A 22,737-nucleotide genomic window follows, 5' to 3' on the forward strand; every position below is an offset into this window, starting at 1 on the left:
TTCTCAGACCGAGTGCTTCACCCGGTCGCGCTCCTCGGCCCGCTTGGCGTTGTTAAAGCGGTCCAGGGTACCAACCAGATAGCCGGTGATGCGGCGGATGCGCTCGAAGGGCACGCCGTCGGCCTCGGTCCGGCCGCAGCCGGGGCACTGATCCCCGATGATGCCGGAAAAGCCGCACACCGGGTCCCGGTCCACCGGGTGATTCACACTGCCGTAGCCGATGCCGTGCTCTTTCATATCCCGGATGACCCGTTCGAAGGCCTCCAGATTGTCGCAGGGGTCGCCGTCCATCTCGATGTAGGTGATATGCCCGGCGTTGGTCAGGGCGTGGTAGGGGGCCTCGATGGCGATCTTCTCATGGGCGGAGATGGGGAAATACACCGGCACGTGGAAGGAGTTGGTGTAGTAGTCCCGGTCAGTGACGCCGGGGATGGTACCGTACTTTTCCTTGTCGATGCGGACGAACCGGCCGGAGAGCCCCTCGGCGGGGGTGGCCAACAGAGAGAAGTTCAGGCCACGCCCGGCGCTCTCGGCGTCCATCCGGGCGCGCATGTGGGCGACGATCTCCCGGCCCAGCACCCGGGCCTTCTCACTCTCGCCGTGGTGGACGCCCACCAGGGCCTTGAGGCACTCGGCCAGGCCGATGAAGCCCACCGACAGGGTGCCGTGCTTGAGCACCTCCCGCACCTCGTCGTTCCAGTCCAGCTTGTCCGAATCCAGCCACACCCCCTGCCCCATGAGGAAGGGGTAGTTATACACATGCTTACGGCACTGGATCTCGAACCGCTCCAGAAGCTGCTCCACGCACAGGTCCAGCATCCGGTCCAGCCCTTCGAAGAAGACGTTCACGTCGCCCTTGGCCTTGATGGCCAGCCGGGGCAGATTGATGGTGGTGAAGCTCAGATTGCCCCGGCCGTTGCAGATCTCCCGTTCCGGGTCGTGGACGTTGCCGATGACCCGGGTGCGGCAGCCCATATAGGCGATCTCGGTCTCGGGGTGGCCGGGCTTGTAGTACTGGAGATTGAAGGGAGCGTCGATAAAGGAGAAGTTGGGAAACAGCCGCTTGGCCGAGCAGCGGATGGCGAGCTGGAACAGGTCGTAGTTGGGGTCCCCCGGCTCATAGTTGACCCCGGACTTCACCCGGAAGATCTGGATGGGGAAGATGGGGGTCTCGCCGCCGCCCAGCCCGGCCTCGGTGGCCAGCAGGATGTTCTTCATGACCATGCGGCCCTCGGGGGAGGTGTCGGTGCCGTAGTTGATGGAGGAGAAGGGGGTCTGAGCCCCGGCCCGGGAGTGCATGGTGTTCAGGTTGTGGATGAGGGCCTCCATGGCCTGATAGGCAGCCCGGTCGGTCTCCTTGACGGCCCGGGCGTGGGCGAACCGCTGTGCTTTTTTCAGCTCGCCCTCCTCCCCGAAGGGGGCCAGCCGGGGCAGCTCGGCGGCAAAGTAGTCCTCGCAGTCGGCCAGGGTGGGCGCAAGGCCGGTCTCCTCCTGGATCTCGCCCTGGAGCATCTTCAGTCTGGCCTCCGGGTCCTCGTCCCCGCATAGGAGCATCAGGGCGCGGGCCAGATTCTGCCGGTACATGCGCACAAAGGTCTTGCGCACGCCGTCGGCCATGCCGTAGTCGAAGTTGACCACCGACTGGCCGCCGTGCTGGTCGTTCTGGTTGGACTGGATGGCGATGCAGCACAGTGCGGCGTAGGAGGAGATGTCGTTGGGCTCCCGCAGGGTGCCGTGGCCGGTGGAGAACCCCCCGGCGAAGAGCTTCTGGATGTCGATCTGGCAGCAGGTGGTGGTGAGGGTGAGGAAATCCAGGTCGTGGATGTGGATGTCCCCCTCCCGGTGAGCCCGGGCGTGCTCTGGATCGAGGACGAACATATCGTAAAACTGCTTGGCGCCCTCGGAGCCGAACTTGAGCATGGCGCCCATGGCGGTGTCGCCGTCGATGTTGGCGTTTTCCCGCTTGATGTCGGAGTCCTTGGCGGCGGTGTAGGTGATGTCTCCGTAGATCTTCATCAGCCGGGTGTTCATCTCCCGGCTGCGGCTGCGCTGGTCGCGGTAGAGGATGTAGGCCTTGGCCGTCTGGATGTACCCGTTGTCCATGAGCACCTGCTCCACCAGATCCTGGATGTGCTCCACCTCCGGGCAGGCGCCCCCCTCCTCGGCCAGCAGGGCCAGGACCTGATCCGCCAGGCGCTGGGCCGCCTCCTCCTGGCCGGGCTTGTACGTGGCGTTAAAGGCCTTGGTAATGGCGGCGGCGATCTTGGACTGGTCGAAGGGCACCAGGCGGCCGTCTCTTTTCTTGATCTTGGTCACGGTCATTTTTTGTCTCTCCTCCCCATAAGCATCAAAAAACGCCCCTGCACGGGGCGAAACATCCTGTCACCACAGCACACTATATGTTGTGGTTCAAATTTCAACGTGCACCAATATGATACCCTATCGTGGGCAGGCCGTCAAGAGGCACGGAGCAAGAAGCCTCAAAAACACCCGCCAAAGATGGCGGGTGTTTTTTAGGGATTTCTACCAGTTGACAGCCCCATCCCGCCTCAGAGCAGGATCAGTCCGTATTTCTCCGACATGCGCGCCAGAAACTCCGGCTCCAGCTCAGCGGTGCCGTCGTAGAAGGCTCGTCCCTGATAGGCCCGCAGGGCCCCCTCCAGCAGCTCCGGCACGTCGGACCACAGGCACAGGGCGTCCCGGACGGCGTACTGCTCCCGGGCGAAAATCTCCAGGTCGTCGGTGTCCAGCACCTCGATCTTCAGCGCCCCCACCGGGCGCTCCTCCTCGGCCTCCAGAATGTCCTCCATCAGGTGATCGGTACACTGGATGGTCTCCCCCACGTCCACGTCCGGGGTGATGAACCGGGCCTCCTTCTCGCTGGCGCAGGGAATGACGTCGGGGTCCTTCTCCACGGGCGGGAAAGCGGAAAAGTCAACGGTGGCCATGGCCCGTCCCAGGGCGGCAATGTGAGCCGGGGCGGTGCCGCAGCACCCGCCGAAGATGCGCACCCCCGCCGCCGCCCACTGGGGGGTCCGCCGGGCAAACGCGTCGGCATTGTCCGGGTAGTCGGGCTTTCCCGACGTCAGGTCGGGCAGCCCGGCGCTGGGCTCGGCGATGAGGGGCAGGTCGGTGTATAGATGCAGACGGGCAAGCTGCTCCTCCGCCACCGCCGGGTCCACGCAGTTGAGGCCGAAGGCGGTCACCCCCATGCCCTGCATGACGATGGCGCAGGCCAGCACGTCGGTGCCGCTGGGGGTACGGCCCTCCTCGTCGCAGTAGCAGGTCACCAGGATGGGCCTGCGGCTGCCCGACTCCCGGATGCCCAGCACGGCCGCCCGGGCCTCGGCCATGGCCATGACGCTCTCCACCAGGAACAGGTCCACCCCCGCCCGCTCCAGGGCGGCGGCCTGCTCGGCATAGAAGCCCACCAGCACCTCGAAGGGGGTCTCTCCATAGGGCGGGATGGCATGGAGCGTGGGGCCCAGATCCCCGGCCACCAGAGCGCGGCCTGCCGCCGCCTGCCGGGTCAGGCCGGTCAGGCGGGCATTGTACTCCTCCACCCGGTCGGCCAGTCCGAATTTCTCCAGGGCGCCCCGATTGGCCCCCAGGGTAGGAGTCACCAGCACCTGGGCGCCCGCCTCCACATAGGCGCGCTGGAGCTCCAGCAGGGCCTCCGGGTGCTCCAGGGCCCACTGCTCGGTACAGGCGCCCAGGGGCATGCCGCGTTTTTGCAGCTCGGTACCGGTGGCGCCGTCCATCAAAAACGGCAGGGATAAGGGAATGGGGTCCATAATATGGAATTCCTCCTCAATGTCTGTGCAGGTTTCATTCGGTAGATAAGTATATCACATCCTGCGGGGAAAAAGCAAGAAAAGGGGCGGCAGAGCCGCCCCCTTCTGGCTGTTTCATTCACCGGCCAACTGCTGCTTGCCGTGGTAGATGGGCTTCCACTCCACCTTGCGGACCAGTGCCGCCAGGGAAATGGGGATGTACGTAAACATAAACAGAGGAAAGGTGAACACATAGGCCAGCTTCTTCCAGCCGGGCTCCCGGATCTGCTTCCACTCACAGCACACCGTCAGCAGGCCGTAGAAAAACAGTCCCGCGTAGAAGCTCACCACCGTAGAGGCCAAAAAGCCCTTGGTCAGGCGCATCACCCGCCAGGCCACATAGGCGGGCTGGGTCACGCAGGCCCCCCATACGATGAGATTAAAGGCCACCACCAGCAGGGTCAGCAGCATGCCCGGCGCCACGGTCATCAGCATGTCATAGCAGGACCAGCCCTTCCGGCCGGGCCGGAGGCAGCCCTTCAGCAGGGACAGGCCGTACTTGACGTCCACCTGGTAAAAGCCCTTGGACCACCGCAGCCGCTGGTCCCAGGACTGCTGGAAGGTGGTGGGCTGCTCGTCGTAGACCATCGCCCCGTCGCAGTAGCCGATGCGCACCCCTTTCAGGGCGCAGCTCACGGAGAATTCAATATCCTCGGTAAGCAGGTGATAGGGCCAGCCGCCATTCTGGCGGATCACATCGGCGGAGACCAGAAAGCCGGTGCCCGACACGTGGCAGTTGGAGCCCAGCAGCATCCGGGGAAAATTGAGGAACCGGGCCTCCCGCAGGAACCAGATGGAGTAGCCCGCCGAAATCCAGTTGCTTCCAAAATTCTTGGAGTTGCGGTAGCAGGTGATGGCACCGTATTTGCCGGTGTCAAAGACCCGGTTCATCTCGGCGGTGAACGCCGGGTCCACCAGATTGTCGGCGTCAAAGACGAAGTACCCCTCGTAATCCTCCCGGCCCTCCTCGGCCAGCCGGTGGAACAGGTAGTCCAGGGCATAGCCCTTCCCCTTCCGGGTCTGGTCGTGCCGCTCGTAGACGGCCGCACCCGCCTGGCGGGCCACCCGGGCCGTGTCGTCGGTGCAGTTGTCCGCCACGACGTAGATGTCCAGCAGCTCCTCCGGGTAGTGCTGCGCCCGTAGGCTCTGGATCAGCTCTCCGATGACCCCCGCCTCATTGCGCGCCGCCACGATGGCGGCGAAGCGGTGCTGACGGGCGGGGGGCCTGCGGTCCTTCCGCTTCCTGCGGACGAACCCCACCGCCAGATAGAAGAGCTGGTAAAAATAGACGGTAAAGAAAAAAACCGCGATGAACAGGTTGAAAAGCTCAACCCACTGTAGCATTCTCATGATATTCACCCAATGTTGTCCCTTGGCCCCAGGCGGGCCGCTCCTTCGTGAGGGATATCATAGCACGGTTTTGAAATGTTACAAGGGCTTTTCTTGTACTTTAATGAAAATTTAAGTATTTGTTTCCAGTTTGTTAAAGAGGGCGCCCCAGCGGGACGCCCTCTTTCGTCACATTCACATCTTTTCCGGGGCGGTCACACCCAGCAGGTCCAGACCGTTGGCGATGACGGAGCGCACGGTATCGGCCAGCTTGAGCCGGGCGGAGAGCAGCGCAGGCTCCTCGCCCTTGATGCGGCAGGCGTTGTAAAAGCGGTGGAAGTCCCCGGCCAGGCCCACCAGATAGCGGTTGATGCGGGAGGGATCGTAGTCCCGGGCCGCCAGGCGGATCTCCTCGGGGAGCTGGGACAGGGTCTTGAGCAGCGCTTTCTCCTCGGCGGTGGCCAGTAGGGCGGCGTCGGCCTGGGCCGCGGCAGGCACCTGGTCCCCCTCCTCGGCAAGCCGGGCGACCAGGGAGCAGATGCGGGCGTGGGCGTACTGGACGTAATACACCGGGTTGTCGGAGTCCTGCCGCACCGCCAGGTCCAGGTCGAAGTCCACAGGACTGGTGGCGGAGCGGGAGTTGAAGAAGTACCGGGCGGCGTCCACGGGGACCTCGTCTAAGAGGTCGTGGAGGGCGATGGCCTTACCGGAGCGCTTGGACATGCGCACCGGCTTGCCGTCCTGAAGCAGGTTGACCAGTTGCATGAGCACGATGATCAGCCGGTGGGAGCCGTCCAGGCCCAGGCCGTCCAGGGCGGCCTGGAGACGGGCCACATGGCCGTGGTGGTCTGCCCCCCAGATGTTGATCGCCTTGTCAAAGCCCCGCTTTTCCAGCTTGTTGCGGTGGTAGGCGATGTCGGCGGCGAAGTAGGTGTAGAAGCCGTTGGCCCGGCACAGCACGTCGTCCTTCAGGTCCAGCTTGTCGGCCTGCTCCCGGGTCTTGCCCTCAGCCATATACTTCTGTTTGAGCAGCTCGGTGGTCTTGAGCCAAAGGGCTCCGTCCTTTTCATAGGTCCAGCCCCGTTCAGTGAGCATCCCCACCGTCTCGGCAATATAGCCGGACTGGTGGAGCTCGGACTCGAAGAACCACTGGTCGTACTCGATCTTATAGCGGCGCAGGTCCTCCTTCATCTTGGGGACGTTGGTCTCCAGGCCGAAGCGGGACATATCCTCCAGCCAGACCGCCTCCGGCTCGTCCCGGTAGCGGTCGCCGTGGAGCTCGTAAAAGGCCTGGGCCAGCTCCTTGATGTCATCGCCGTGGTAGGCATTTTCCGGCAGGGGGAAGTTCTCCTCTCCCACCAGGAGCTGCATATAGCGGGCGTGGATGGACTCGGCAAACTTGTGGATCTGGTTGCCCGCGTCGTTGACGTAGAACTCCTTCCAGGTGTGGCAGCCTGCCCGGCGGAGCACGTTGGCCAGGGTGTCGCCCAGCACGCCGCCCCGGGCGTTGCCCATGTGCATGGGGCCGGTGGGGTTGGCGGAGACGAACTCCACCATGACCTTCTCCCCGTGCCCCTCGTCGCACTGGCCGTAAGCCGCGCCCTCCCGCTCGATGTCGGAGAGCACCTCGCCGTACCAGCGGGAGCCCAGGTAGAAATTCAGAAAGCCGGGGCCGGCAATCTCGGCCCGCTGGAAGTAGGAGCCCTTCAGGTCCAGATGGTCCAGGATAGCCTGGGCGATGGCCCGGGGCGCCATGTGCAGGGTCTTGGCCCCGGCCATGGCAAAGGAGGATGCGTAGTCGCCGTGGCTGACCTCCTTGGGGATATCCACATTGCCCCGCACCACCGCCCCGGCGGGGAGAGCCCCGGCCGCGGCGGCCTTCTCATAGGCGTTCTGCGTGAGCTCGGCCACCTGGTCCCGGGCCGCCTGGATGAGGTTCGACATAGTCTTGATCACCTTTTCTTCTGTAATTAAGAGCGCCAGAGCGCCCGGCGGCACCCCGGCCGCTACTGCCGCAGCAGCGGCCCTTTTTCCCGCACGTTGATGCGGAACAGGTTCTCCCCCGCCACCGCATGGTCGATTCCCCCACGCCGCAGGCGCCGCGGGGCCCCCGCCCCATTTTATCTGCGCGGGCGAAGTGAATTCGCCCGGCATCAAGGTTTTGCTTCGCAAAACGCTTGGGTCCGAAATCGACCCCGCCTACTGCCGCAGCAGCGGCCCTTTTTCCCGCACGTTGATGCGGAACAGGTTCTCCCCCGCCACCGCGTGGTCGATTCCCCCACGCCGCAGGCGCCGCGGGGCCCCCGCCCCATTTTATCTGCGCGGGCGAAGTGAATTCGCCCGGCATCAAGGTTTTGCTTCGCAAAACGCTTGGGTCCGAAATCGACCCCGCCTACTGCCGCAGCAGCGGCCCTTTTTCCCGCACGTTGATGCGGAACAGGTTCTCCCCCGCCACCGCGTGGTCGATTTCGATGGCGTAATCAATCTCGATCTCGCCACCGTCCTCGTTCAGGTTGGACCGCATCTTGCGGGTATTGATGCCAATGGACAGCGCCCCATAGGGGGTGTCGTACATGGAGAAATGCCGCTTGCCCAGTTGGAACACCATCTGAGAATTGACCATGCCCATGCGCATGAGCGTGATGCGGTCGGGCTCGACCTGGAAGGTGGTCAGGGTCCCCTCCAGTCCGGTGAGCTCGCTCTCCTGATAACTGAACGTATAGCCCTCGTCGCCGCAGTCCATAAGCCGCCCCTCGGTGACCAACTCAATGGTCTCAGGCTCGGCGTCCTCGTAGGTCTGGGTGCCCTTGATGGAGATGATGACGCTTTTATCCATAAACGATTTACCTCGATACGCTTTCAGAATGCATTGCGCGGGCTATTATATACTACTTAAATCCGATTGTAAAGTCCGAAAGGGACCGTCAATAGTTCCAAATGTCCACCTTTTCCACATCCTCCGTCACATCCCTCTGGAGGAAAATGGACGCCAGGCCGGAAAAGCCCTCCACGCTGTCGCTGACAAAGAACCGGCAGCGACCGGTCCGACCCGGTCCCGTCAGGCTCCCCCGCTCCCGGAGCGTGCCGGCCACCCGCCGGGCGCACTGCTCGCCCACATCCACCAGCGTCACGTCCGGCCCCATCACGCCGCCGATCACGCGCTTGAGCAGCGGGTAATGGGTGCAGCCCAGCATCAGCGTGTCAATGCCGTCCGCCTTCAGCGGCTGGAGGTACTCCGCCGCCACGGTCTCCGCCACCAGGTCTCCGGGCCGGAAGCGCCCGTTTTCCACCAGAGGCACGAACAGCGGGCAGGCGGCGGCGAACACCTGGGCGTCGGGCCGCAGGGAGGCGATGCGCCGCTCATAGGCGCCGCTTCGGATCGAGGCCTGGGTGCCGATGAGGCCGATCTTCCCGTTGCGCGTGGCCTGGACAGCGGCATCCGACGCCGGCTCCACCACGCCCCAGATGGGGATGTCATTCTCCGCCGTCAGCACGTCCAGCGCCGTGGTCGACACAGTACCGCAGGCCACCACGATGCCCTTCAGGTCGAAGGTGCGCAGAAAGGCAACATCCTGCCGGGCGTAGCGGATGAGCGTCTCCCGGGAGCGGCCGCCGTAGGGCACCCGGCCGGTGTCTCCAAAATAGATGATATCCTCCGCCGGGAGCAAGCGGGACAGCTCCCGCAGAGCCGTCAGGCCGCCCAGACCGGAGTCAAAAACGCCAATGGGTCTTGTATCCAACGTGCAAACCCCCAAAATTCGCCGCTGGGGCGAGTTGTTCTTACCTATGATATGCGAAAATTCCCGCAAACACAAGCACAAATTTCCCTGCCGGTTGCGTTTGACAACGGGGGAAAATATAATATAATAAGAGTGTGCTACCAGCACGTCAGACCTTTTGGCAGTTCGCCCCGCAAAGGAGGGTTATCCCATGAAACTGGAGCTGACCAAGAAGCAATACCGCCGTCTGCTGGACCTGGCGTATATCGGCAACTGGATTCTCAATTCCACCCGCGGCGAGGACCGCATCCGGGACTACGACGAGGTGGAGAGCCTGCTCTTCGGCAAGGCCGCCGACGAGGGCATGGGCGTGGTTGCCGAGGTATACAACGGAGAGGTCATCCCCTCCCGGGCCTTTGCGGAGGGCGGCATCCACGAAGCCATCATGGACTACGAGGACAACGTGTTCTTCGAGATTCTGGCCGAAGACCTGGCCCGCAGGGATATGGACGACGTGCCTATCGACGAGAGCAATTACGAAGAGCTGGCCTCCCGGATCGACGCCTATATCAGCGAATTTGAGGAGCACGGCACCGATAACATCCTGGTGGACAGCGACATCATGTAGCGCGGCAAAACCGGCGGGGGACGCGAAACGCGTCCCCCGCTCTTTTATGCCTCCTCGGTCAGGCGGCGCAGCTCGGCCTCCAGCGCGGCCGCCTCCTGCTCCGTCCGGACCCGCAGGTCCTCCAGCTTGCCCAGCGCCGCCTCCACCCGGCTACGGGTCTCGTTCACGCTGTCCTGCGAGTCCCGAATCTTGCTCTGCACCATCCAGTCGAAGAGAAATCCGTCGAAGAAATAGTCCCCGAAGGTCTCGAAGGCCCCCACCTCTAGGCCCAGGTCGGCCTGTACCTTCACGTCGGCCAGCTCTGACCGGAACCGGCTCAGGGCGCACTGGGCCTGGTACATCAGATCCCTGGCCTCGTCCATCCGGGAGTGCTTGATGGCCGTGGCCAGCATCCCGCCCCCCAGCATGTCGTACACGCCCCAGCTCCCTGCGCTCTCCAGCTTGCCGCCGGCGCTGTCCAGGTCAAAGGCGGCCTGCCGGCCCGCCCGGACGGCCTCTTCCATCTCCCGGCACATACTGCGGCAGGCGGCCAGCTTCTCCTCCAGCTCTCGGATGCGCCCGCCCAGGGCCGGGTCGCTTTGGGCCATGCGGCGGCGCTTCTCCTCCAGCAGCGCCCGGCAGCGGTCCTCCAGGCCGTCCAGCGCCCGCAGGCGCTCCCGAGTCTGCCGCCAGCGACCCTCCACATCCTCCAGGGCCCGCACGGCGGACTGGTAGTTGGCCCGGGCGGCGGCCGCCTCCCGGCGCTCCTGGTCCAGCGCCTCCTCCCGGCGGCCCAGTACGGTCTGCCAGATGGCGGCCAGACTCATTCCCTCCAGCGCGTCCACGTCGGCCTGCTCCTTGTCCAGTTCCGCCCGCAGCGCCCGCTTCCGCTCCCGCAGGGCCTGCTGCTCCCCGTCCAGCTCCGCCAGCATGGCCTCCAGCCGGCCCCGCCCGGCCAGCTTCTCCCGAATCTCCGCCAGCTCCCGGTCCAGCGCCTCCCAGTTCTTCATTTCATCCGCCTCCATTCGTTTTAATGGAATTGTACCAGTCTTTCTCTTTCCTGTCCATATTGCGTCATAGCCGGGGACAAACCCGCATATACATGTCCCTGTCCAAGCAAAATGACAGATGCGGGAGTGTGGCTGGTATGCAGACAGGCTGGAATGAAAATCGGGCGCTGCTCCGGGGGACGGCGGCGGGGTCCCCCGTCTTTTCCCACGAGAACCACGGCGTGGCCTACGACCTCTTTCCCCTGTCGGTGCAGCGGCTCTCCGGCGCCGCAGACCGGCTCAACGTGGTGCTGCCCCGCTCCCTGCTGACGGCCTGCCCCGTGTACGAGGGTCTGCCGCTGGAGGTGCAGGGGGAGGTCCGTTCCTTTAATAACCGCAGCGGCAGCGGCAGCCGTCTGGTCATTACCGTGCTGGCCCGGGAGTTGGCCCCCACGGCAGAAAAGCCCGCCAACCATCTGGCGCTGGCAGGCGCCCTGTGCAAGCCCCCCATCCTCCGGCGGACGCCTCTGGGCCGTGAGATCTGCGATCTGATGCTGGCGGTGAACCGGAGGTACGGCCGAGCGGACTACCTGCCCTGCATCGCCTGGGGAGCCCTGGCTCAGAGCTGCGGCCAGTTGTCCGTGGGAGATCCGCTCCGGCTGGAGGGCCGCCTTCAGAGCCGCACCTATCAAAAGCTGGTGGACGGCGTCCCCCAGGACCGCACCGCCTTTGAGGTCTCCATCATGCAGTTGGCGGAGTTTTGAGACCATTGCCCTCAAAAAATGCACCGGCTTTTGAAAAGCCGGTGCATTTTTGCTGCATGGGACACAATTATTTCCACTCAAACACGCCGCGGTTGAGGACGGCCTTGCCGGTGTTCTGGTCCACGAAGCGGAAGTAGGCCTTGCCCGCCTCCATCTTCCAGATCTGGGTCTGCACCGGAGTGCCGGGCAGCAGGGGGCTGCTCATCTGCGCGGCCATCCGGGCCGCCCGCTCGGGTTCGCCGGGAATCAGCGCGCCGATCATCATGCGGCAGGCAAAGCCGAAGGAGCAAAGGCCCTGCACGATGGGCTGGTCAAACTTCATGTTCTTGGCGTACTCCGGGTCCACATGGATCAGATTGGTGTCGCCGGTCAGCCGGTAGAGCAGGTTCTGCACCTCGCTGACATAGTCATCCACCACAAAGTCCGGCTCCCGTTCGGGGATGACCACATCGCTCTTGGGCATGGGCTTGCCGCCGAAGCCGCCCGCCTCGTGGAAGAAGGTGGTGGAGTAGTTGGTGCACACCAGATTCCCGGCCTCATCCCGCACGTCGATCTTGGTCTTGACCACGGCGCCCTTGCCCTCGCCCCGGTCGTATACATCCACGATCTGGTCCTGCCACTGGAAGGTGCCTTTGATGGGGTCGATGGGCCGGTGCCAGATGATCTCGTGGTCCATGTTCAGGAAGGCGATGGTGGGCTTGATGATCTCATCGGCCAGCATGGAGGCGGGCAGAGGCATCCACTGGTAGGGGCGCACGTTGACCGTGGCCCAATAGGGCACCGCGCCGAAGGTGGGAATGGCCTTCAGATATTTTTCATAGTAGTAGGACAGGTCCTCCTTGTGGGCGCCCACGGCCAGGGCGTACAGAGCCACGTCCCGCCAGTTGTACTCCACATAGCGGGGCTCCATCTTACAGCCGATCAGTTGGTTCAGATCATACTTTTCCATACATACGCACCCTTTCTGATTTTATATACCTTAATATTATACGTCACAGCCCCATGGCGCACAAGGGGATGGTAACCGCAAATACCGTGATAAGGGGGATAATGAGCTGAGTCACGCAGATGTCCAGATAGGCAGTCTTGTGGTTCATATGGGTGATGGCCAGGATGGTGATCTGGCCGCCCTGGTGAGGCAGGGTATCCAGCGTGCCGGCGGCGATGACGCCGATACGGTGGACGTACTCCAGATTGACGCCCAGGGAGACAAAGGTGTCCTTGAGGGCGTTGAAGGCCACGCCCATACCGCCGGAGGCGGAGCCGCACATGCCGGCGCAGACCGCCACGGCCACTGCCACGAAAATAAGGGGCGAGATATTCATGTGGAGCACGGCGTCCACAATGATCCGGAAGCCCTCGGTATTCTGGGCCACACCGCCGAAGCCCACCACGATAGCGGTGTTCAGCAGGGCTCCCCCGGCGTTGACGCCGCCCCGGTTGAGCAGCTCCACGTAGGTTTCAAATCGCTTCAGGTAGGGGAAAAAGAGAATGCAGGCGGCCACGATACCCCAGAATACGGCGCCCTCCACAGCCATTTTGAAGCCGTTGAAGAGGATCAGGATGACGGCGATGGGGATAAACGCCACGATCCAGTGGGGCATCCGCTCGTTGGGGTCGTCGGCAAAGTTCTTCTCCTCCTCAGGCAGGGGAGGCAGGGTTGGGTCGTCAAAGCGGCGGCCCCTTTTCTCCAGAGCCTTTGTGCGGTATTCAAACCAGATGATGATGAGAATCAGCTCGGCAATGACACTGATCACGCCGGGGACAAAGGCAGCCGTGGCGGTGGTGCCCAGGCTCTTCATGCCGATGACGTTCTGGATAGAGGGGGAACCGGGGGCAATCATGGAGATGGTCCAGCAGCCCGCGGTGATGGAGGCCGGGATCAGGATGCGGGACATGTCGTTCTTCTGGAAGAGCTGCAGGGTGATGGGATACATAACGAAGTACACCACGAAGCCGCTGATTCCGCCGAAGGTGAGGATGGAGGTGATGATGAACACCAGCACCGCCACATGCTTGCCTCCGGTGAGGCGGCTGAGGAAGCGGGCAATGGATTTGGCCGCGCCGGAGCCCTCATAAAAGGCGGAGAACACCGCGCCCAGGAAGAAGATGAAGAAATAGTTCTTCACATAGTTGGCCGCCGACTCCATAAAAGGCCCCAGCATGGTATCCAGCACGGGCATCTGAGCCAGGATACAGGTGATGAGGGCCACGATGCCCGCCATCGGCAGAGCGCCCACCCGCTTGAACGCCAGCACCGTGAACAGGACGATGGCGAAGAGCAGGATCAATACGTCAAACATACGCGTTCTTTCCTCCCTTTCAAAATAGACAGTGGTTACTTCATGACCTCGCGTGCGATGACCATCTTCTGGACCTCGGAGGTGCCCTCGTAGATGGGGACGATGCGTGCGTCGCGGTACATGCGCTCGATGGGGTAGTCCCGCATGTAGCCGTAGCCGCCGTGGATCTGAAGGGCCTTGTTGGTGACCCAGACGGCGTTCTCAGAGGCGTAGTATTTGCACATGGCGGCCAGCTTGGACAGCGGCTGGCCGTTGTCGGCGGCGACGGCGGCCTCCAGGATGAGGGCCTTGGCGGCCTCGGTGCGGGTGGCCATGTCGGCCAGATACCACTGCAGGCCCTGGTTCTTTCCGATGGGCTTGCCGAACTGGACCCGCTCGCCCATGTACTTGACGGAGGCGGCGATGGCGGCCTCGCAGATGCCCAGCGCCTGGGCGGCCATGCCGATCCGGCCGCCGTCCAGCGCCATCATGGCGATCTTGAAGCCTTCGCCCTCCTTGCCCACCAGGTTGCTGCGGGGGACCCGGCAGTCCTCAAAGATCAGCTCGGAGATATCCGCGCCCCGGATGCCCATCTTCTCTTCCCGCTTGCCCACGGTGAAGCCGGGGGTGCCCCGGTCCACCACGATGGCGGACATGCCCTTGACGCCCTTCTCCGGCTCGGTGAGGGCGATGACCACCACATAGTCGCCCTCGGTGGGGCCCATGTTGGAGATGAAGCACTTGCTGCCGTTGATGACGTAGTCGTCCCCGTCCACCACGGCCTTGGTCTTGGCCGCGGCGGCGTCGGAGCCGGCGCCCGCCTCGGTGAGGGCGAAGGCGCCGATCTTACCCTCCACGGCGGCGGTGAGGTACTTCTGCTTCTGCGCCTCGGTGCCGTGCTTGAGGAAGATATCGTTGACTAGGGTATGCACGGCGATGACCTCCGCGGTGCTGGCGCACTGCCGGGCCAGCTCGGAGACCACCAGCACCTTGCACACGGTGTCCAGACCGGGCCCGCCGTACTCCTCGGGGACGTTCAGGGCGGTGAAGCCGATCTCGGCCATCTTCTCGATGATCTCCTTGGGAATGCGCTCCTCCCGGTCGATCTCGGCGGCGATGGGGGCCAGCTCGGACTCCGCAAAGTCCCGGGCCAGTTGCTGGATCATCTGTTGATCTTCGGTAAATTGCATCGTGATTCCTCCTTTGGGTGGTTACAGGGTCAGGCCCATCTTCTCGTCGCGGAAGATGCGGGAATCCATCTCCTTCACTTCCTCGGCGATGAGGGGTCTAAACTCCATCTTGTCCAGAATGTCGCGCTGCAGGTCCACGCCCGGGGCGATCTCAGTGAGCATGATGCCCTTGGGCGTCAGCTTGAAAACGGCCCGCTCGGTGACGTAAAGGGCTTCTTGGCCCGCCTCGGCGGCGTACTCGCCGGAGTAGGTGACCTGCTCCAGCGCCTTTTTGAACTTGATGCTGCCGCCGTCCTTCACGATATCCAGCTTGCCGTCCCGGATCTCGATCTGCATCTTTCCAGCGGTGAAGGTTCCGGCGAAGCACACCTTCTTGGCGTTCTGGGTGATGTTGATAAAGCCGCCGGGCCCCACTACCCGTCCGGCAAACTTAGATACGTTGACATTGCCCATGGCGTCGATTTCCGCCGCGCCCAGGAATCCGGCATCGATGCCGCCGCCGTCGTAAATATCAAAGATGTCGGGCATCTTGTAGATGGACTCCGGGTTGATGGTGCCGCCCAGCAGGGTACCGCCCAGGGTGACGCCGCCCAGAACGCCGGACTCGATGGACAAGGTGATGGCATCGGAGCAGCCCTCCTCGGCCAGAATCTTGCCCACCAGATCGGGCACGCCCAGGCCCAGGTTCACCAACTGGCCGGCCTGGATCTCAAAGGCACAGCGGCGGGCGATGAGCTTGCGCACGTCAAAGGGGGCGGGCGCCACCTCACTGACTGGGATCTTCAGTGCGCCGCACATCTCGGCCCGGTAGCCCTCGTAGGCCAGGCACTGGCGGGTATAGGCCGGATCGCCCACCACCACATAGTCCACCATGAAGCCGTGGATGGCCACCTCGTTGGCGGGGATCGTGCCGGCCTGGACCAGCTTTTCCACCTCCACCACCACGATGCCCCCGCTGTTATGGGCGGCCGCCGCCAGCTCTAGCTGCTCGGTAATATTGGCCTCCCCCTTCAGGGAGATGTTGCCGCTCTCGTCGGCCAGCACGCCCTTGACAAAGCAGACGTCGATGGGCATGGACTTGTAGAGCAGGCAGTCCTTCTCCCCAATGTGGACCAGTTCCACCACCTCGTGTCCGCCGTCTCGTGCGGCCTGATTGGCCTTGCAGCCCTCCAGCCGGGGATCGCAGAAGGTCTTGAGGCCCACATGGGTCAGCACGCCCGGCTTTTTCCCGGCGATGGCCCGGGTCAGGTGGGAGGCCACGCCCTGGGGGATCAGAAACGCCTCAATCTGGTTGGAGACCGCCAGGGCGTTGAGCCGGGGCTCCAGGCCAATGTGGGCACAGATCATACGCTTGCACAGGCCCGGCTCCCCAAAGTGGTTGGCCCCGCCCTGGGCGCCGTCGCCCACTGCGGCGATGTGCAGCAGGGTCAGGTCCTTGGGGCTGCTGGTCTCCACGTAGCGTTTTTGCAGGGACACGAGGCAGTCCTCGGGCACGCCGTAGGTAATGAAACCGCCCACAGCCACGGTCATATTGTCCTGTACCAAAGCAGCGGCTTCCCGACTGGTAATCACTTTCGGCATACAAATTCCTCCATTCTGCCGCCGTTGAGGCGGCGCTTCACGGTATCTGCGGTGGACTGGCTCCGTTCGTCGCGCCTTTGCGCCCGAACGGCTCTTCGTGTCGGCCAACACTTTTTGTTTCCGGTTTTTATATCAGCCAATTTTGTGCCAAGTTTTTCTTTCTGACCGCAAAAGGGATTGGAGCGTCCCCCGAAGTCATTGCGCCCCAAGGCCGTTCCTTTTTCTCAGCCTCCGCTCTGGTCCCGCCAAATTGGGGCAAATTCATGTGTCTCTCCGGCGGTTATGTGTCATTTTTTCCTCACTCAACCCTTTGGCTCCCACGGCGGACCGGCCGGGAGGGACTTGCATTTTGCCGCAGGCCTGCTTTATAATGGCGCAAACAGCATCGCGCGGAAAGGGGGCTGCCGGCATGACGGAGGATCATCGGTACCGGCTGATTTTTGAGGAGTTTCTGGACAAGACCGAGGACGGCTTCATCGTGGTGGATAAGGACGGCATCATCACGGATATCAACCAAAACTACTGCGACTTTCTGGCCAAGCGGCAGGAGGACGTGATTGGGAAGCCCATCGGGCAGGTCATCACCACCACCTCCATGTACGACGTTCTCGCCCGCAGGCATCGTGGGGACGGCAGCAACGGCGTCTATATTCAGCCCTACTGTGCCGGCGAGACCCGGGATCAGTCGGAGAATTATGCCGTGGCCAACCGCTTCTGCTTCTTCGACGAGGACAGCACCCTTCTGGGTGCGGCGGCACACATGAAATTCCGGCAGCGGGCCATGGATACCGCCAAGGAGATCCTGGATCTGGAGCTGAAATATTACAGAGAGGAATATTCCAAGAGCACCTCCGGCAGCGGCGGCTTCGAGCATCTCATCGGCAAGGACCCCAAGCTGCTGGAGCTAAAGCGGACGGGCACCCGCATCGCGCAGACCGACTTTTCAGTGCTCATTACCGGGGAAACCGGCACCGGCAAGGAGGTGCTGGCCAAGGCCATCCACGCCGAAAGCCCCCGGCGGGACGGTCCCTTCATCTGCGTCAACTGCGGCGCCATCCCGGATAATCTGCTGGAATCGGAGCTCTTCGGCTATGAAGAAGGGGCCTTTACCGGGGCCAAAAAGGGTGGAAAACCCGGGAAATTTCAGCTTGCCAATCACGGAACGCTTTTTTTAGACGAGATCGGGGATATGCCGCTTCCGCTCCAGGTCAAAATCCTTCGGGCCCTCCAGGAGCGGGAAATTGAGAAGGTGGGCGGCGGCGCTCCCATGCCGGTGGACGTGCGTGTCATTTCCGCCACACGCCAGGACCTTCCCAAAATGATGGCAGAAGGCTCCTTCCGGGAGGACCTGTATTACCGTCTGGCTGTCATCAACATGGAGACCGTACCCCTGCGGGAGCGGCCGGGGGACATTCTGCTCCACGCCAACTATTATCTGGATGAATTAAACAAAAAGTATAAAACGAAGATCATCCTCTCCGACCCGGTCAAGTGCTGCCTGCGGCAATACAACTGGCCCGGCAATGTCCGAGAGCTGCAAAACGTCATCACCGGCGCCTACGCCTCCTGCGACAACCTGATGGTGGAACCCGCCGATCTGCCCGCCAAAATCACCGCGCTTCACAAATATGATCCCGGCCTTCGCCGTCAGAGCAGCCGCCTGGCCGACACCATGGACGCCTATGAATCCGCCGTCATCCGGGAGGCGCTGTGCCGGAACGGCCAAAATGTCAAGGCGGCGGCCGAGGAGCTGGGTGTGGAGCGGAGCCTGCTCTATAAAAAAATGAAGCGCCTTCAGATTATCATCCAGCGCTCCATCCATTGACTTGCATGGCCGTGTTACTGTGGTCAAATTGACCTGAATCAGCAAAAACTGGCGCACATATAAAACTTCGCTGGGGCAAAGATATGTCTGGATTCCCAATCCAACAAACACACAAAAAAGGAGATGCGAATTATGTCCAGTTCCAACAATTCCAATCAGCCTGTCGTGCCCAGCGCCCGCGAGGCCCTGAACAAGTTTAAGATGGAGGCCGCTCAGGAAGTCGGCGTGAACCTGAAGCAGGGCTATAACGGTGACCTGACCTCCCGTGAGGCCGGTTCCGTGGGTGGCCAGATGGTCAAGAAGATGTATCCCGAACGAACCTTGACCTTTCCTCGGACGGACCGCACCGCGCCGGGGCATCAGGCGTCGGTCTCCTACATAGCTGTCCTGACCTTTTGATTATGCTGTTTCAATGCTTCTCTCGGGATGCCTTTCCTTACCGTTTCGGCCCCATTTTGACATATCCTTCTCGCCTTACCCTATCTTTTTTTCGATTAATTTAATCAAAAATTGCAGGTGCAGGTGTTTAACTTGCACCTGCAACTTTCGAAAACTTTTTGTTTTCCGTCTGTTCTGTGGTATACGCCTCTGGACCTTCTGAAAAAAGTCTGCTACAATATCATTGCACCGATTGATTTATTAAAAACAATCGCTTTTATTGGAAAGGCAGGTAAGACCTATGGCGGGAAAGATCTCCCATGCCTTCCGCCCCGATATCCGGGTCCGCCTGATCGACGCGCGCCCTTTCTTTGGACCCGGGACCTCCGCCCTGCTGCGGGCCATCCAGGAGTGCGGCTCGGTGCTGGGGGCCTGTGAAAGACTGGAGCTGTCCTACTCCAAGGGCCGTGCTATCCTCCACTCCGCCGAGCAGGAGCTGGGTTTTCCCCTGGTGCGCCGCACCAAAGGCGGCGTGGGGGGCGGCAGCGCCAGCCTGACCGAGGCAGGCGTCCGGCTGTTGGACAGCTTCGAGCAGTATCAGGCCGATGTGCGCCGCTATGCCCAAGAGCACTTCGACGCCCTGCGTACCCAGTTGGAGCATCCGGAATGAGAAAGCTCTATCTGATCCGCCACGGACAGTGCCGGGACGGGGCCCACCGCTGCATCGGCGGCACCGATCTTCCGCTGGACGAGGTGGGGCTGTGCCAAGCTGAGCGTCTGCGGCAGTGGGCACGGTCCAAACCGCTGACCGCAGTGTACACCAGCCCGCTCTCCCGCTGCCGGGAGACCGCCCGCATCCTGTCTGACGGCCGGCTGCCCGTCCACACGGCGGACGGACTGCGGGAGATGGACGGGGGCGTGTGGGAGGGACTGCTCTACGCCGACATCCGGGTCCGCTGGCCGGAGGCCTACGCCGCCAGAGGCGCCCACCTGGGCGCCGTTCCTCCCCCGGGAGGAGAGAGCTTTTCGGCCGCAGGTGCCCGGCTGGGCGGCTGCATCCGAGGCATCCTGGCCCGAACGGAGGGGGATATCGCCTTGATCAGCCACGCAGGCGCCGGGCGGGGCTGGCTGGCCCCCCTGCTGGGGCTGGACCTAGACGACGTGCTGTCCATCCGGCAGCCCTGGGGTGGCATCTCGGAGCTCACTTGGAGCCGCGGCCGTTTCACTGTGGACTGTCTGGGCCTCCAGCCCGACCCCGTCCCCCCGCCCTTCCTGCTGGAAGCCCTGCTGGACCGCCAGGAGGCGCCGCCTGCCGTGCGGACCCACGGGGAGGCCGTGGCCCGGACGGCTCTGGCCCTGGCCGATCCGATCCCGGAGCCGCCAGTGGACCGGCCCCTGCTGGAGGCCGCCTGCCGGCTCCACGACATTGCCAAGGGCTCGCCCGACCACGCCCGGCGCGGGGCCCGGCTGCTGGACGAAGCCGGCTATCCCGCCGTGGCCGCGCTGATCGCCGTCCACCACGACCTGCCGCCGTCGGCCGGGTTGGAGGCCCGGCTGCTGTATCTGGCGGACAAGCTGGTCCAGGGCTCGGAGCCCACCTGCCTGGAGGCTCGCTTTGCCGCTTCCCGAAAAAAATGTGAGACGCCGTCCGCTCGCGCCGCCTGGGAGCGGCGCTACCGAGCCGCCCGGGACATCCTGGACGAATACCAACTAAACTGGGGGCAAACGCAATGAAGCTGCTGAAGACGGAAGAGGCCGTGGGACAGGTGCTGTGCCACGATATCACCCAGATCATCCGGGGCGTCACCAAGGACGCCGTATTCCGCAAGGGCCACATCATCACGCCGGAGGACGTCCCCGTCCTGCTCAGCGTGGGCAAGGAGCACGTCTATATCTGGGAAAAGAATGAGAACATGCTCCACGAGAACGACGCGGCGGAAATCTTGCGCTCCCTGTGCCAGGGGCCCAACATGCATGCCACCGCCCCCAGGGAGGGGAAGATCGAGCTGGTGGCAGATGAGGACGGCCTGCTGCTGGCGGATGTGGAGCGGCTCCGGGCGGTGAACCGCCTGGGCGAGATGATGATTGCCACCCGCAGCTCCGGCTTTCCGGTGAAGCGGGGGGACAAGCTGTGCGGCACCCGGGTCATCCCTCTGGTCATTGAGAAGGAAAAGATGGAGGCAGCCCGGCAGGCGGCGGGGGACGGACCTCTGCTGCGGCTGCTCCCCTTCCGCCCCCGGCGGTACGGTCTGATCATCACCGGAAGCGAGGTGTACCACGGCCGCATTGAGGACACCTTTTCCCCCGTCATCCAGGAAAAGCTGGCGGAATACGGCTGTGAATCGGGCTGGCACGAGGTCCTGGATGACGACCACGTCCAGATCACCGCCGCCGTCAACCGGATGCTGGCCGCGGGGGCGGAGCTGGTGCTGTGCACCGGCGGCATGAGCGTGGACCCGGACGACCGCACTCCCCTGGCCATCAAAAACACCGGGGCGAAGATCGTCAGCTACGGCGCGCCGGTGCTGCCCGGGGCCATGTTTCTGCTGGCTTACACCGCCGACGGCCGCCCCATCTGTGGTCTGCCCGGCTGCGTCATGTACGCCAAGCGGACCATTTTCGACCTGGTGCTGCCCTTCCTGCTGGCCGACGTCCCGGTGACGGCGGAGCACCTGGCGGGGCTGGGGCACGGGGGCCTGTGCCTCAACTGCCCGGAGTGCCGCTTCCCCAACTGCATGTTCGGAAAGGGCGTGTGAGCTATGGCCTTTACCCATATGGACGAAAACGGCAACGCCGTCATGGTGGACGTCAGCGAAAAGGCCGTCACCCAGCGCACTGCCGTGGCCCGGGGGGCCGTCTCCATGAGCCCCGGCTGCTTTGCCATGGTGCGGGACGGCCGGGCCAAAAAGGGCGACGTGCTGGCAGTGGCCCAGGTGGCCGGCATCATGGCGGCCAAGCGGACGGCCGAGCTCATCCCCCTGTGCCATGTGCTGGCTCTGAACAAGACGGCCGTGGAGTTCACCCTCCGCCCGGAGCGCAGCGAGATCGAGGCGGTGTGCACCGTCCGGTGCGACGGCCGGACCGGGGTGGAGATGGAGGCCCTCACCGGGGTCAGCGTGGCGCTGCTGACCATATACGACATGTGTAAGGCGGAGGACCGGGCCATGTGTATCCGGGAGATTCACCTGGTGGAAAAACAGGGCGGCAAAAGCGGCCATTTTATTTATGGACAGGGAGAGGACCACCATGACGGACCAGTGGGGACGGACCATTGACTATCTGCGGGTATCGGTGACGGACCGGTGTAACCTGCGCTGCCGGTACTGCATGCCCCGCGGGGTGGAGCTGTGCTCTCACAGCGACACCCTCCGCTATGAGGAGCTGCTGCGGGTCTGTGCGGCGGCGGTGGCTCTGGGCGTCACCCGGTTTAAGATCACCGGGGGCGAACCGCTGGTCCGCCGGGACTGCGCCGCCTTTCTGGCTCGGCTGAAGGCCCTGCCCGGTGTGGAGCAGGTCACCCTGACCACCAACGCACTGTTGCTGTCCCAGTGCCTGGACGAGCTGGCCGGGGCGGGCGTGGATGGGATCAACATCAGCCTGGATACCCTGGACCCGGAGCGCTACCGCCGGATCACCGGCTTTGACGGTGGGGCGGTGGAGCAGGTCCTGACCGCGCTGGACGACTGCGTGCGCCGGGGCATTCGGACCAAGATCAACGCCGTGCTGCTGCCCGAGACCCGGGACGAGCCGCCGCGGCTGGCCGCGGGGTGGGGATAAGAGACAGAGGTTGAGGTGGGGGCCGCTCCGGGACGTGCGCTTCATCGAGCTCATGCCCATCGGAGAGGGCCGCGGCCTGGAGGGCGTGTCCCCGGACGAGGCCCTTGCCCGGCTGCGGGCGGTCTGGCCGGATCTGCACCCCACGGACGAGCGCCGGGGCAACGGCCCCGCTCAATACTATGCCGCCGCCGCCCTAGAGGGGCGCATCGGCCTCATCGGCGCGGTGAGCCACGCCTTCTGCGCCGCCTGCAACCGGGTCCGCCTCACCAGCACCGGGGTGCTGAAGCCCTGCCTGTGCTACGAGGAGGGGACCGATCTGCGCTCCCTTCTGCGGGGTGGCTGTACCGACGAGGCGCTGGCCCGTGCCATGGCCGGGGCCATCCGGGGCAAGCCTCCGGCCCACTGCTTCGCCCGGGAGGAGGGCGTCACCGAGCGCCGCGCCATGTTCCAGATAGGAGGATAA

Annotated in this window: 21 protein-coding genes; 10 read left to right on the forward strand and 11 right to left on the reverse strand. The window is 63.5% G+C overall.

Going from position 1 to position 22,737, the window contains the following annotated elements; all coding sequences use genetic code 11:
• Window positions 1-3: 3 nt before the first annotated feature.
• From BN2154_RS12565 to murI, 6 genes are all read right to left on the reverse strand, one after another.
• On the reverse strand, window positions 4-2,322 hold the full coding sequence (locus BN2154_RS12565) for an anaerobic ribonucleoside triphosphate reductase (protein ID WP_050619106.1): 2,319 nt from the start codon (window positions 2,320-2,322) through the stop codon (window positions 4-6).
• 227 nt (window positions 2,323-2,549) lie between these two features.
• Window positions 2,550-3,794: a homocysteine S-methyltransferase family protein gene (locus BN2154_RS12570; RefSeq protein ID WP_050619107.1), complete on the reverse strand. Its 1,245-nt coding sequence runs from the start codon at window positions 3,792-3,794 to the stop codon at window positions 2,550-2,552.
• Between the two features lie 114 nt (window positions 3,795-3,908).
• Complete coding sequence (locus tag BN2154_RS12575) at window positions 3,909-5,183, reverse strand: glycosyltransferase family 2 protein (RefSeq protein WP_050619636.1); 1,275 nt, start codon at window positions 5,181-5,183, stop codon at window positions 3,909-3,911.
• Between the two features lie 174 nt (window positions 5,184-5,357).
• On the reverse strand, window positions 5,358-7,106 hold the full coding sequence (argS, locus tag BN2154_RS12580) for an arginine--tRNA ligase (protein WP_050619108.1): 1,749 nt from the start codon (window positions 7,104-7,106) through the stop codon (window positions 5,358-5,360).
• A gap of 448 nt (window positions 7,107-7,554) precedes the next feature.
• Window positions 7,555-7,998, reverse strand: coding sequence for a YwiB family protein (locus BN2154_RS12585; protein WP_050619109.1), 444 nt, complete (start codon window positions 7,996-7,998; stop codon window positions 7,555-7,557).
• A gap of 88 nt (window positions 7,999-8,086) precedes the next feature.
• Window positions 8,087-8,902 (reverse strand): glutamate racemase, encoded by an 816-nt coding sequence (murI, locus tag BN2154_RS12590; RefSeq protein WP_050619110.1) that lies wholly within the window; start codon window positions 8,900-8,902, stop codon window positions 8,087-8,089.
• Between the two features lie 190 nt (window positions 8,903-9,092).
• Between murI and BN2154_RS12595 the strand changes: the two genes are divergently transcribed.
• Entirely contained in the window at window positions 9,093-9,509 is a 417-nt protein-coding gene (locus BN2154_RS12595; RefSeq protein ID WP_050619111.1) for a hypothetical protein, read from the forward strand.
• Between the two features lie 44 nt (window positions 9,510-9,553).
• Here BN2154_RS12595 and BN2154_RS12600 read toward each other — a convergent pair whose 3' ends face one another.
• Entirely contained in the window at window positions 9,554-10,498 is a 945-nt protein-coding gene (locus BN2154_RS12600) for a hypothetical protein (RefSeq protein ID WP_050619112.1), read from the reverse strand.
• A gap of 137 nt (window positions 10,499-10,635) precedes the next feature.
• On the opposite strand from BN2154_RS12600, the gene BN2154_RS12605 reads away from it, so the two are divergent.
• Window positions 10,636-11,241, forward strand: coding sequence for a single-stranded DNA-binding protein (locus tag BN2154_RS12605; RefSeq protein WP_050619113.1), 606 nt, complete (start codon window positions 10,636-10,638; stop codon window positions 11,239-11,241).
• A gap of 67 nt (window positions 11,242-11,308) precedes the next feature.
• Here the strand turns inward: BN2154_RS12605 and BN2154_RS12610 are convergent, their stop codons facing one another.
• Genes BN2154_RS12610 through BN2154_RS12625 form a run of 4 tightly spaced genes read right to left on the reverse strand, consistent with a single transcriptional unit; the run spans window position 11,309 to window position 16,294 of the window.
• Window positions 11,309-12,190 (reverse strand): MaoC/PaaZ C-terminal domain-containing protein, encoded by an 882-nt coding sequence (locus BN2154_RS12610; RefSeq protein WP_050619114.1) that lies wholly within the window; start codon window positions 12,188-12,190, stop codon window positions 11,309-11,311.
• 43 nt (window positions 12,191-12,233) lie between these two features.
• On the reverse strand, window positions 12,234-13,544 hold the full coding sequence (locus BN2154_RS12615; RefSeq protein WP_050619115.1) for a GntP family permease: 1,311 nt from the start codon (window positions 13,542-13,544) through the stop codon (window positions 12,234-12,236).
• 35 nt (window positions 13,545-13,579) lie between these two features.
• Window positions 13,580-14,719, reverse strand: coding sequence for an acyl-CoA dehydrogenase family protein (locus BN2154_RS12620; protein WP_094762506.1), 1,140 nt, complete (start codon window positions 14,717-14,719; stop codon window positions 13,580-13,582).
• A 15-nt stretch (window positions 14,720-14,734) separates the two neighbouring features.
• Complete coding sequence (locus BN2154_RS12625; RefSeq protein ID WP_050619117.1) at window positions 14,735-16,294, reverse strand: acyl CoA:acetate/3-ketoacid CoA transferase; 1,560 nt, start codon at window positions 16,292-16,294, stop codon at window positions 14,735-14,737.
• A 409-nt stretch (window positions 16,295-16,703) separates the two neighbouring features.
• On the opposite strand from BN2154_RS12625, the gene BN2154_RS12630 reads away from it, so the two are divergent.
• The 8 genes from BN2154_RS12630 to BN2154_RS16375 all read left to right on the forward strand — a co-directional run bounded on the left by BN2154_RS12630 (window position 16,704) and on the right by BN2154_RS16375 (window position 22,737).
• The gene (locus tag BN2154_RS12630; protein ID WP_050619118.1) at window positions 16,704-18,119 is read left to right on the forward strand and encodes a sigma-54 interaction domain-containing protein; all 1,416 of its coding nucleotides are present in this window, start codon (window positions 16,704-16,706) and stop codon (window positions 18,117-18,119) included.
• A 132-nt stretch (window positions 18,120-18,251) separates the two neighbouring features.
• Window positions 18,252-18,518, forward strand: a complete 267-nt coding sequence (locus tag BN2154_RS12635; protein WP_050619119.1) for an alpha/beta-type small acid-soluble spore protein — start codon at window positions 18,252-18,254, stop codon at window positions 18,516-18,518.
• A 280-nt stretch (window positions 18,519-18,798) separates the two neighbouring features.
• Window positions 18,799-19,167: a winged helix-turn-helix domain-containing protein gene (locus tag BN2154_RS12640; RefSeq protein WP_050619120.1), complete on the forward strand. Its 369-nt coding sequence runs from the start codon at window positions 18,799-18,801 to the stop codon at window positions 19,165-19,167.
• Window positions 19,164-20,231: a histidine phosphatase family protein gene (locus BN2154_RS12645; protein ID WP_050619121.1), complete on the forward strand. Its 1,068-nt coding sequence runs from the start codon at window positions 19,164-19,166 to the stop codon at window positions 20,229-20,231. Before BN2154_RS12640 ends, BN2154_RS12645 begins: the two co-directional genes overlap by 4 nt.
• Window positions 20,228-21,253, forward strand: a complete 1,026-nt coding sequence (locus tag BN2154_RS12650; protein WP_050619122.1) for a molybdopterin-binding protein — start codon at window positions 20,228-20,230, stop codon at window positions 21,251-21,253. The genes BN2154_RS12645 and BN2154_RS12650 overlap by 4 nt, the downstream gene beginning before the upstream one ends.
• 3 nt (window positions 21,254-21,256) lie before the next feature.
• Window positions 21,257-21,772, forward strand: a complete 516-nt coding sequence (gene moaC, locus BN2154_RS12655; protein ID WP_050619123.1) for a cyclic pyranopterin monophosphate synthase MoaC — start codon at window positions 21,257-21,259, stop codon at window positions 21,770-21,772.
• Window positions 21,744-22,274, forward strand: a complete 531-nt coding sequence (locus BN2154_RS16370; protein ID WP_242853756.1) for a radical SAM protein — start codon at window positions 21,744-21,746, stop codon at window positions 22,272-22,274. The genes moaC and BN2154_RS16370 overlap by 29 nt, the downstream gene beginning before the upstream one ends.
• A 10-nt stretch (window positions 22,275-22,284) precedes the next feature.
• Entirely contained in the window at window positions 22,285-22,737 is a 453-nt protein-coding gene (locus BN2154_RS16375; RefSeq protein WP_242853757.1) for a GTP 3',8-cyclase MoaA family protein, read from the forward strand.

Source organism: Intestinimonas massiliensis (ex Afouda et al. 2020), from assembly GCF_001244995.1.
Classification (GTDB): Bacteria; Bacillota; Clostridia; order Oscillospirales; family Oscillospiraceae; genus Intestinimonas; species Intestinimonas massiliensis.

Bases quoted from the DNA above. Each gene is read 5' to 3' on its own strand.
- BN2154_RS12565 (WP_050619106.1), bottom strand. From the start codon at position 2,322: ATGACCGTGACCAAGATCAAGAAAAGAGACGGCCGCCTGGTGCCCTTC.
- BN2154_RS12570 (WP_050619107.1), bottom strand. From the start codon at position 3,794: ATGGACCCCATTCCCTTATCCCTGCCGTTTTTGATGGACGGCGCCACC.
- BN2154_RS12575 (WP_050619636.1), bottom strand. From the start codon at position 5,183: ATGAGAATGCTACAGTGGGTTGAGCTTTTCAACCTGTTCATCGCGGTT.
- argS (WP_050619108.1), bottom strand. From the start codon at position 7,106: ATGTCGAACCTCATCCAGGCGGCCCGGGACCAGGTGGCCGAGCTCACG.
- BN2154_RS12585 (WP_050619109.1), bottom strand. From the start codon at position 7,998: ATGGATAAAAGCGTCATCATCTCCATCAAGGGCACCCAGACCTACGAG.
- BN2154_RS12595 (WP_050619111.1), top strand. From the start codon at position 9,093: ATGAAACTGGAGCTGACCAAGAAGCAATACCGCCGTCTGCTGGACCTG.
- BN2154_RS12600 (WP_050619112.1), bottom strand. From the start codon at position 10,498: ATGAAGAACTGGGAGGCGCTGGACCGGGAGCTGGCGGAGATTCGGGAG.
- BN2154_RS12605 (WP_050619113.1), top strand. From the start codon at position 10,636: ATGCAGACAGGCTGGAATGAAAATCGGGCGCTGCTCCGGGGGACGGCG.
- BN2154_RS12610 (WP_050619114.1), bottom strand. From the start codon at position 12,190: ATGGAAAAGTATGATCTGAACCAACTGATCGGCTGTAAGATGGAGCCC.
- BN2154_RS12615 (WP_050619115.1), bottom strand. From the start codon at position 13,544: ATGTTTGACGTATTGATCCTGCTCTTCGCCATCGTCCTGTTCACGGTG.
- BN2154_RS12625 (WP_050619117.1), bottom strand. From the start codon at position 16,294: ATGCCGAAAGTGATTACCAGTCGGGAAGCCGCTGCTTTGGTACAGGAC.
- BN2154_RS12630 (WP_050619118.1), top strand. From the start codon at position 16,704: ATGACGGAGGATCATCGGTACCGGCTGATTTTTGAGGAGTTTCTGGAC.
- BN2154_RS12635 (WP_050619119.1), top strand. From the start codon at position 18,252: ATGTCCAGTTCCAACAATTCCAATCAGCCTGTCGTGCCCAGCGCCCGC.
- BN2154_RS12640 (WP_050619120.1), top strand. From the start codon at position 18,799: ATGGCGGGAAAGATCTCCCATGCCTTCCGCCCCGATATCCGGGTCCGC.
- BN2154_RS12645 (WP_050619121.1), top strand. From the start codon at position 19,164: ATGAGAAAGCTCTATCTGATCCGCCACGGACAGTGCCGGGACGGGGCC.
- BN2154_RS12650 (WP_050619122.1), top strand. From the start codon at position 20,228: ATGAAGCTGCTGAAGACGGAAGAGGCCGTGGGACAGGTGCTGTGCCAC.
- moaC (WP_050619123.1), top strand. From the start codon at position 21,257: ATGGCCTTTACCCATATGGACGAAAACGGCAACGCCGTCATGGTGGAC.
- BN2154_RS16370 (WP_242853756.1), top strand. From the start codon at position 21,744: ATGACGGACCAGTGGGGACGGACCATTGACTATCTGCGGGTATCGGTG.